The sequence below is a fragment of the Curtobacterium sp. B18 genome (assembly GCF_000333375.1).
In the GTDB taxonomy this organism is placed as follows: Bacteria; Actinomycetota; Actinomycetes; order Actinomycetales; family Microbacteriaceae; genus Curtobacterium.
On record NZ_BACZ01000547.1, the window covers coordinates 1 to 8,532 of the forward strand.

Genomic DNA, 8,532 nt, shown 5'->3' on the forward strand with positions numbered 1-8,532 from the left:
GCGAGGATCTCGCCCACCGGGTCGCCGTCGATCTCGAACTCGTCCGGCTTCGACAGCCGCAGCGTGAACTCCTCGCCGCGCATGTACCGCAGCGGGCGCTCCTGCTTCGCGGCCGTGGTGATCCGGCGGCCGATCAGCGTGTCGGACAGGGCCGACCGACGGAACGACCGCAGGATCGCGTTCTCCCAGAAGACCCGGGCGCCGATCCGGACCCAGCCGAAGAAGCCGCGCGGGCGCATCACGACGATGTCGAACACACCGTCGTCGATCTCGGCGTCGGGCAGGAGCATGGCGTTGGCCTGCAGCATCCCGCAGTTGCCGACGATGACGGAGTGCGCCCGGACCGAGCCGTTGCGCGCCGACTCGTCCAGCCGGTACTTGAACTCGAAGCCGTCGGCGTCGCGCACCGAGCGGAGCAGCGAGTCGAGGTACGCGAGCCACCCGACGCGCTTCTTCAGCTCGGGCCGGGTGTTGGCGATCATGCGGGCGTCGAGCCCGAGACCGGCCATCACGACGAACCCGTACTTGTCGCGGGACCCGTCCGGACGTTCGACGCCGAGGAGCCCGAAGTCGATCGGCCGGTCGTGCCCGACGAAGATCGCCTTCGCCATCCCGCCGAGGTCGTCCAGCGGCAGCTTCATGTTGCGCGCGAGGAGGTTGCCCGTGCCGCTCGGCAGCAGCGCGAGCGAGGCGTCCGACCCGTGCACCACCTCGGCGACGGCACGGACGGTGCCGTCCCCACCGGCGGCGGCGACGACGTCGGCTCCGGCCTCGAGCGCTGCGCGGGCCATCCCGCCGCCCGGGTCCTCCTCGGTCGTCTCGAACCAGAGGGTCTCGGCCCAACCGGCCTCCTGCTGGTGCTTCTCGACGGTGCGCTTGAGGGTCGGCAGGTGGACCTTGACCGGGTTGTAGACCACCGCGGCCGTCCGCTGCTCGGTCTGGAGGGCGTCCTGGCCCGCAGACGCGGTCTCCGATGGGGTCGACATGCAGCCAACGGTACCGATCGGATGCTGCGAGGGGATGCCGGGATCGACCCGTCGCGGGCCTGGAGGCGCGGGGCGGGCCCGCACCGCGCCTCCAGGCCGTCTCGCACCCACCTCGGACCCGCCTCGCACCCGGCCCGCAACCGGCGCTGGCTAGGATGATCCGGTGATCGATCCCCAGCTCCTGCGCGACAACCCTGACGTCATCAAGGCCTCGCAGGAGGCGCGCGGCGCCTCCGTCGCCGTCGTCGACGAGGCCGTCGCCGCCGATGCGGCCAGGCGGAGCGCGATCACCTCGTTCGAGTCCCTCCGGGCCGAGCAGAACGCCTTCGGCAAGACCGTCGCGAAGGCCCCGAAGGACGAGAAGGCCGCGCTCGTGCAGCAGGCCCAGGCGCTCGCCGCGCAGGTGAAGGAGGCGCAGGCGACCGTCACCGCCGCCGAGGAGTCCTTCAACGCGGTGGTCCGGAGCATCCCCAACGTCGTGCTGCCGGACGTGCCGAAGGGCGGCGAGGACGACTTCGTCACGCTCCGCACCGTCGGCACGAAGCCCGAGTTCGACTTCGAGCCGAAGGACCACGCCGATCTCGGCGAGCACCTCGGCATCATCGACATCCCGCGCGGCGTGAAGGTCTCCGGCTCGCGGTTCTACTTCCTGCGCGGCCTCGGCGCCCGGCTGGAGATCGCCCTGATGTCGCTCGGCCTCGACCGCGCGATCGCCGCCGGGTTCGAGCCGCTCATCACCCCGACGCTCGTGCGCCCCGAGACCATGGCCGGTACGGGCTTCCTCGGCGAGCACGCGGCCGAGGTGTACCGGCTCGAGGCCGACGACCTCTACCTGACCGGCACGAGCGAGGTCGCCCTCGCCGGCTTCCACGCCGACGAGATCCTGTCGTTCGAAGATGGCGACGGCCTGCGCTACGCCGGCTGGTCGACCTGCTACCGCCGCGAGGCGGGGTCGGCGGGCAAGGACAACCGCGGCATCCTCCGCGTGCACCAGTTCAACAAGCTCGAGATGTTCGCGTACGTCCACCCGGACCAGGCCGAGGCCGAGCACGCCAAGCTCGTCGGCTACCAGGAGCAGATGCTGCAGGACCTCGGGCTGCACTACCGCGTGATCGACGTGGCCGGCGGCGACCTCGGCACGAGCGCCGCGCGCAAGTACGACATCGAGGCCTGGGTCCCGACGCAGGGCACCTTCCGCGAGCTCACCTCGACGTCGAACTGCACGACCTTCCAAGCGCGTCGCCTCGACATCCGGTACCGCACCGAGAGCGGGAAGACCGCGCCCGTCGCGACCCTCAACGGCACGCTCGCGACCACGCGGTGGATCGTCGCGATCCTCGAGACCCACCAGCAGGCCGACGGTTCGGTCGTCGTGCCGGAGGTCCTCCGTCCCTACCTCGGCGGCGTCGAGGTGATCGAGCCCCGATGAGCACGCAGGGTCGGTTCGTCGACGGCGCGGCGGGTGCGGGAGCGCCCGCCCGCACGAAGCGCTGGTTGGTGGCGCTCGACATCGACGGCACCACCATGCGCGAGGACGGGGTCGTCACCGACGCCGTGATCGCCGCACTGCACGCTGCCGAGGCCGCCGGGCACGAGGTCATGCTCTCCACCGGTCGCAGCGAGGGCATGACCGTGCCGCTGCTGGACACGCTCGGCATCGAGCCGAAGTACCTCGTCTGCGCGAACGGTGCGCTCACCCTCGCGCGCCGCCCAGACGGTTCCTACGAGCGGGTGCACGTCGAGCAGTTCGACCCGAGCGAGGTGCTGCGGACCATCCACGGCGCCCTCGAGAACGCCGCGTTCGGCGTCGAGGACCAGACGGGCCACTTCCTGCTCTCCGGCAACTTCCCGGACGACACGATGACCGTCGCCGGTGAGCACGTGCCGTTCGAGCAGCTGCTCGGCGTCGAGGCCACCCGCGTCGTCGTCATCTCCCCGGGCCACGACACCGAGGACTTCCTGCAGGTCGTCGAGCAGATGGGCTTGCACAAGGTGTCCTACTCGGTCGGCTGGACGTCGTGGCTCGACATCGCACCCTTCGGTGTCACCAAGGCCACCGCGATGGAACGCGTGCGCGAGTGGCTCGACATCCCGCGCTCCCGGGTCTTCGCCGCCGGTGACGGCCGCAACGACATCGACATGCTGCGGTGGGCGTCGACCTCCGGCCGCGGCGTCGTCATGGGCCAGGCGCCCGACGACGTCGTCGACGCGGGCAACGAGATCACCGCTGGCGTGACCGACGACGGCCTCGCGGCCGCGCTCGACTCCCTGCCGCGCTAGCCCGGTAGACTTCCCGGGACGCGATCACGTCTCGCCACGTGGTCGCGTCGCTGGAGGGTTGTCCGAGCGGCCGATGGAGCCTGTCTTGAAAACAGGTGGGCAGAGATGTCTCGTGGGTTCGAATCCCACACCCTCCGCCATGGACACGCGCCTGCGGCTCATCAGCGTCCACGACGCCGCGATGCTCGCTGCCGTGGTCACCGCGAGTGCCGAGCACCTGCGGCCGTGGGAACCCACGCGTGCGCGGTCGTACTTCACCGAGGCGGGGCAGCACGACGTCATCGTCCAGGCGCTCGCCGCCGAGCGCGCCGGCACGTCCGTCCCGTTCGTGATCGAGTCGGGTGACGGTGAACTGCTCGGCCGGATCACACTGAGCGGCATCACCCGCGGTGCGCTGCAGTCGTGCGCGATGGGCTACTGGATCCGCGCCGATCGGCTCCGTCAGGGACACGCCTCGCGAGCGGTCCGGGCCGCGGCGGCCCATGCGTTCGAGGTCCTCGGTCTCCACCGCGTCCAGGCCGAGACGCTGCCCGAGAACCTGGGCTCCCAGCGGGCGCTGCTCGCCGCGGGGTTCGAGCGCTACGGCCTCGCGCCCGAGTACCTCCGGATCGACGGGGCGTGGCGGGACCACGTCATGTTCCAGCTCCTCGCGCCGACGACCGGTTGACCCCGTGCGGTCGACGGTCGGCGTGCTCGTGGAGCACGATCGGAGCGTGGACGCCGAGATCGTGATCGTCACGGGGATGCCCGGTGCCGGGAAGTCCACCATCAGCCGGATGCTCGCCGCCGCGACACCGCGCAGCGCGCGGATCGCGGCCGACGACCTCAACGCCATGGTCGTCTCCGGAGCCGTCTGGCCCCTCGGGCGACCAGCGGACGAGGCCGCCCGCCAGGTCGATCTCTGCATCCGGAACACCGGGGCACTCGCGACCAACTTCGTGGCGTCCGGGTTCACGACCGTGATCGACGGTGTCGTTCCCGACGGCGAGCACCTCGACCGGCTCGTGCGGCGGCTCCCGCCGGTGCGGACGTCGCTGGTGGTGCTCGCACCGGGGCCGTCCGCCTGCCGTGCACGGAACGAACGCCGACCGGTCGAGGAGCGTTTCGCCTTCGACGGCTACGCAGACCTCGACCGGTCGATGCGGGAGGGGTTCGGGGACCGAGGGTGGTGGCTCGACACGAGCGAGCAGTCCCTCGACGAGACGCTGCAAGACGTCGTCGCCGGTGTGCGCGACGGTGCTCGAGGGCTCCTCCTTGCTAGCGGCCTCGGTGCGAGCGCACCGCCTGGACGACCAGGAGCAGGGTCATCACCACGGTGAGGGAGAGGCCGGCGGTCCGGAGGAGTGCATCAGCCATCGCGACACCCAGAACGAGGAGCACGACGCCGATGGCGAGGGTGACGGTGAGGGACGTCACGTACTTCCGAGCCTGAGCCGGAGACATGGTGCTCACGGTACTAGGCCGTCGCCGTGCGCGAGAAGACGCCGCCGAGCAGGAGTGAACCCACTGACGTGACGATCGTGCACGTGAGGGAGTTCTGCGCACACCATCGCTGCGACGCTTGGTACCCCGCCTGCATGCGCCTGGAGAAGTCCGCCCAGTTCTTCACCTTGCGGTTGTCGACCTGCGCGACCATCTTCCCGCCGACCGTGATCCGGTAGATCCCGTTGCACTTCTTCGGGCTCGTGTTCGCGGTGAGGTTCTGCGGTATCGAGGTGCCGCGGTAGCAGAGGTAGTGCGGCGTCGACGATGCCTCCGCCGGTGACACGGCAACGACGGACCCGCCGAGGAGGCTGAGTCCGATGACGACGGCGGCGAGCTGCTTCATCATGGTGGTTCCTTCCGACGCCGGGTGATCCGGTACGCTCGCGAGAGCCTGATGGTGTGGGCGCGAGCACGAGGTGCGGGTTCGAGGGCGGGGCGCTGTGCGGCTTGGGAGAGGTGATCGGGGCGGAACACCTCGCGTCCTGCGGCGGACCGTCGCCGTCGGGCTCGCGATCGCCCTGGCCGCCGGGGTCGTGGTCGGGGTCGACGCGATCGCCGGACCACCGGAGACCGCCGTCGGGTCCGCGGCACCGCGGCTGACGGTCGTGCAGGTCACCGCGACCAGCACCGCCACCGCGACCGGCACCACGGTCCGCACCGCGGTGACCGTCGAGAACACCACCACGGTGCGGAAGCCGGCGGTCGACGCCTGGCTCGCACTGACGGCCGGGAGCCGCAGGTACACCCTCGGTCACGTCGCGGTCCGGTCGCTCGCACCGGGTGCGAGTGCCACGCTCCGGGCGACGCACACTGCTCCGCAGCGCGTGCCGGCCGGGACGTACGCCGTCCTCGCCTGCACCGGGGTCTTCTCACTGCCCGACTGCCGGGCCTCGGCTCGGAGCGTCACGACGACGCGCACGACCGGCGCACGCCCCGAGACCGGCGTGATGCTCGACGTCGCTCGCGCGTACTACCCGGTGCCGCTCATCGAGCGGTACATCGACCTGCTCGCCGACCACGGCGGCCGCTTCCTGCACCTGCACCTCACCGACGACCAGAACGTCGGGATCGAGAGCGCGGTCCTCGGGCAGACGCTCGCGGACGCCGACCTCGACCACGGTGTCTGGACGAGTCGGGTCACCGGGCGACCGTTCCTGAGCGTCGCGCAGGCACGGGCGATCTCCGCGCACGCCGCGCGCCGGGGCATCGCGATCGTGCCCGAGGTCGACACCCCGGGCCACATGGCTGCCGCGTTCGCCCTCCTCGAGGCCCGGCACGGGAAGGCGTTTGTCGACCGGCTCCGGGCGGGTGCGAGCGAACTCGACACGTCGGCGCCGGAGAGTTCCGCGCTGGCGGCCCGAGTCATCGCCGAGGTCACCCGGACGTTCCCGTCCAGCCGGACCGTGCACATCGGCGGGGACGAGTGGGGCGATGACGTCACCGCCGCACAGCGGGTGCGCTGGCTGAACACGATGGCCGCCGCGGCCGGCGACCGGCAGGTCTGGGCCTGGAACGACGGGATCGACCGGACGGCCATCGGCCGGCTGGACCCCCGCATCCACGTCACGTACTGGAGCTTCGACGGCGACACCGAGGACCAGGCGGAACGGCGCGAACGGCGGGAGCGGCGAGCGTCGGCGCCCGACCTGGCCGCGGCCGGGATCGACCTGCTGAACTACGACTCGTACTACCTCTACGAGGTGCCGACGGACCTGGACCCGGCCGACAGTCGGTACGCGGCCGAGGATCTCCGTGCGCACTGGTCACTCCGCGACTGGGACGGGGACTCCGGGAAGCGCCTCGCCGCTCCGATGTCCGGTGCGGCCGTCGCGATCTGGGGCGAGGACCTCGAGCACCCGCCTGGCGCGGCACTCCTGCGCTGGAGCACCCCGCACGTGGTCGCGATGCTCGAGACCGCCGCGCGCTAGGACTCCGCTCGTGCGGCGAGCCCGGTCACGACGTCGTGCACCACCCGGGCGGCACGGGCCGCCGCGTCGTCCAGGTGTTCCTTGAACTCGTCGCCGTCCGGCGCGCACAGGTCGCTGATGCACCGCACCGACACGAACGGCATGTCGTGGACGTGGGCGAACTGCGCGATCGCCGCTGATTCCATGTCGACCGCGGCGACGGACGGGAACGCGGTCCGGAGCGCGCGGGCACGACCCTCGGTGACGAAGATCTCGCTCGAGCCGATCGTCGCGGCGCGGAGGCGGTCCCCGGTGTCCGACGCGAGGGCGAGCGACACGAGCCGGTCGTCGGGTGCGTACCCGGTCGGCATGCCCGGGACCTGGCCGAGCGCGTAGCCGAACGCCGTGGCGTCCGCGTTGAGGTTGACGTAGCGGTCGCCGACGATCACGTCGCCGATCTCGACGCCGCGCATCAGCCCACCTGCGGTGCCGACGCTGATCACCGGGATGCCCGAGCCGAAGTCGTGGAAGGCGTGCGCGACCGCGGCGGTGGCGTTCGTGAAGCCGATCCCGCTGCGTCGGACCGCGACCGTCGCACCGGCGACGTCGAGCAGGTGGTGCTCGTCGTGGCCGCCGACCGGACCGTCCAGGATGGGGACGCCACCGAGGAGGCCGGCGAACGCCGAGACCTCTTCGCTCATGGCGGCGATGACGATCGCGACCGGGGGAGGGAGTTGCACTGATCGATCCTCGCACGCCGCGCTGACCGTCGGGACACCGGTGCGCGTACCGTGCTCGGTGCACGCGGAGACGAGGGAGCGGTGTGGTCGAGGTCGTCGAGTACCGGGCGGAGTGGCCGCGGCGCTTCGTGGTGCTCCGGACCGCGTACACCGGTGCTCTCCTCGCCGCGGGTGTCCCGCACCGGATCGAGCACGTCGGGAGCACCGCCGTCCCCGGGCTGGCCGCGAAGCCCGTGATCGACGTCGACGTGGTCGTCGACGAGTCCGCCGTGCCCGCTGCCGTCGAGGCGCTCGCCGCGATCGGGTTCGTGCCCCGCGGCGATCTCGGCATCCCCGGTCGTCAGGCGTTCCGGACGCCCGAGCGCTTCGCCCCGAGCAACACCTACGTGGTCGCAGACGGGTCGCTCGCGCTCCGGAACCATCTGGGCGTGCGCGATGCCCTGCGCGCGGACGACGGCCTCCGCGACGAGTACGCCGCCGTGAAGCGCCGGGCCGCGGCCGAGGCGTCGGACATCGACGCGTACCTCGTGCAGAAGTCCGCCGTCCTCGACCGGGCGCTGCGCCGGGCGGGGTTGTCAGCGTCGGAGCGCGCCGCGATCGCCGCCGACACCGCGGGGATCACCAGCCGCGGCGCACACGGGTGACCCGCGGTGCCTGCGGCTGACCCGAGGCGTGGCGCAGCCCGCATCCTTCCGCGGGTGTGACCGTTCCGGTTCACAGATCGCGGGTTTCGTGAACCGGAACGGTCAGCGGTCCCGCAGAACGCCCCGTCCCGCGGAACACCCCGTCCCGCGGTGGTGACGAGGCAGTGCCCCGGACTGTCCGGCTCCCCGCGCGTCGTCGTCGGCGTCCGGAGCCGGCGAGTGCCCGGCGTGCGGAGTCGGCGAGTGCCCGGCGTGCGGATTCGGCGAGTGCCCGGCGTGCGGATTCGGTCAGCGCCCGGCGTGAGAGCCGGCCAGTGTCCGGTGTGCGGAGCCGCCCAGCGCCGGCGTCAGGCGGTCGCCAGCGCCGGCCAGTGTCCGGCGTGAGGAGCCGGCCGGCACAGCATCAGGCGGTCGCCAGTGCCGGGTAGAGCGCAACGAGCGGGGCGCTCAGGCCGGCGCGGACGTCCCGGCTGATCTGGTCGGCGAGGAC

General features: G+C 71.9%; 9 protein-coding genes and 1 tRNA gene. 7 read left to right on the forward strand and 3 right to left on the reverse strand.

The genetic code is table 11. The features are described 5' to 3' along the window. The coding region (locus tag I5E_RS14845) for a diacylglycerol/lipid kinase family protein (RefSeq protein ID WP_022907675.1) at positions 1 to 986 on the reverse strand (986 nt) is incomplete at its 3' end. Between the two features lie 163 nt (positions 987 to 1,149). On the opposite strand from I5E_RS14845, the gene serS reads away from it, so the two are divergent. The 5 genes from serS to I5E_RS14870 all read left to right on the forward strand — a co-directional run bounded on the left by serS (position 1,150) and on the right by I5E_RS14870 (position 4,585). Further along, the gene (gene serS, locus I5E_RS14850) at positions 1,150 to 2,415 is read left to right on the forward strand and encodes a serine--tRNA ligase (protein WP_022907676.1); all 1,266 of its coding nucleotides are present in this window, start codon (positions 1,150 to 1,152) and stop codon (positions 2,413 to 2,415) included. Beyond that, entirely contained in the window at positions 2,412 to 3,266 is an 855-nt protein-coding gene (locus I5E_RS14855; protein ID WP_022907677.1) for an HAD family hydrolase, read from the forward strand. The genes serS and I5E_RS14855 overlap by 4 nt, the downstream gene beginning before the upstream one ends. 52 nt (positions 3,267 to 3,318) lie before the next feature. Further along, a tRNA-Ser gene (locus tag I5E_RS14860) sits at positions 3,319 to 3,406 on the forward strand. Continuing rightward, on the forward strand, positions 3,406 to 3,933 hold the full coding sequence (locus tag I5E_RS14865; RefSeq protein ID WP_031262857.1) for a GNAT family N-acetyltransferase: 528 nt from the start codon (positions 3,406 to 3,408) through the stop codon (positions 3,931 to 3,933). Before I5E_RS14860 ends, I5E_RS14865 begins: the two co-directional genes overlap by 1 nt. A 46-nt stretch (positions 3,934 to 3,979) precedes the next feature. Then, positions 3,980 to 4,585 (forward strand): AAA family ATPase, encoded by a 606-nt coding sequence (locus I5E_RS14870; RefSeq protein WP_261974960.1) that lies wholly within the window; start codon positions 3,980 to 3,982, stop codon positions 4,583 to 4,585. 137 nt (positions 4,586 to 4,722) lie between these two features. On the opposite strand, the gene I5E_RS14875 is transcribed toward I5E_RS14870, so the two are convergent. After that, positions 4,723 to 5,097: a hypothetical protein gene (locus I5E_RS14875; RefSeq protein WP_022907679.1), complete on the reverse strand. Its 375-nt coding sequence runs from the start codon at positions 5,095 to 5,097 to the stop codon at positions 4,723 to 4,725. Positions 5,098 to 5,284: 187 nt separating this feature from the next. Here I5E_RS14875 and I5E_RS14880 point away from each other — a divergent pair, with 187 nt between their 5' ends. Next, complete coding sequence (locus tag I5E_RS14880) at positions 5,285 to 6,679, forward strand: family 20 glycosylhydrolase (RefSeq protein WP_022907680.1); 1,395 nt, start codon at positions 5,285 to 5,287, stop codon at positions 6,677 to 6,679. Here I5E_RS14880 and mtnN read toward each other — a convergent pair. Continuing rightward, positions 6,676 to 7,398, reverse strand: coding sequence for a 5'-methylthioadenosine/S-adenosylhomocysteine nucleosidase (gene mtnN, locus I5E_RS14885; protein WP_022907681.1), 723 nt, complete (start codon positions 7,396 to 7,398; stop codon positions 6,676 to 6,678). The two genes, I5E_RS14880 and mtnN, sit on opposite strands and share 4 nt — an antisense overlap. A gap of 83 nt (positions 7,399 to 7,481) precedes the next feature. Between mtnN and I5E_RS14890 the strand changes: the two genes are divergently transcribed. Beyond that, the gene (locus I5E_RS14890) at positions 7,482 to 8,042 is read left to right on the forward strand and encodes a GrpB family protein (RefSeq protein WP_022907682.1); all 561 of its coding nucleotides are present in this window, start codon (positions 7,482 to 7,484) and stop codon (positions 8,040 to 8,042) included. Positions 8,043 to 8,532: the final 490 nt, after the last annotated feature.

Excerpts from the sequence above, each read along its gene's own strand:
- I5E_RS14865 (WP_031262857.1), top strand. The coding sequence starts at position 3,406 with ATGGACACGCGCCTGCGGCTCATCAGCGTCCACGACGCCGCGATGCTC.
- I5E_RS14855 (WP_022907677.1), top strand. The coding sequence starts at position 2,412 with ATGAGCACGCAGGGTCGGTTCGTCGACGGCGCGGCGGGTGCGGGAGCG.
- I5E_RS14875 (WP_022907679.1), bottom strand. The coding sequence starts at position 5,097 with ATGATGAAGCAGCTCGCCGCCGTCGTCATCGGACTCAGCCTCCTCGGC.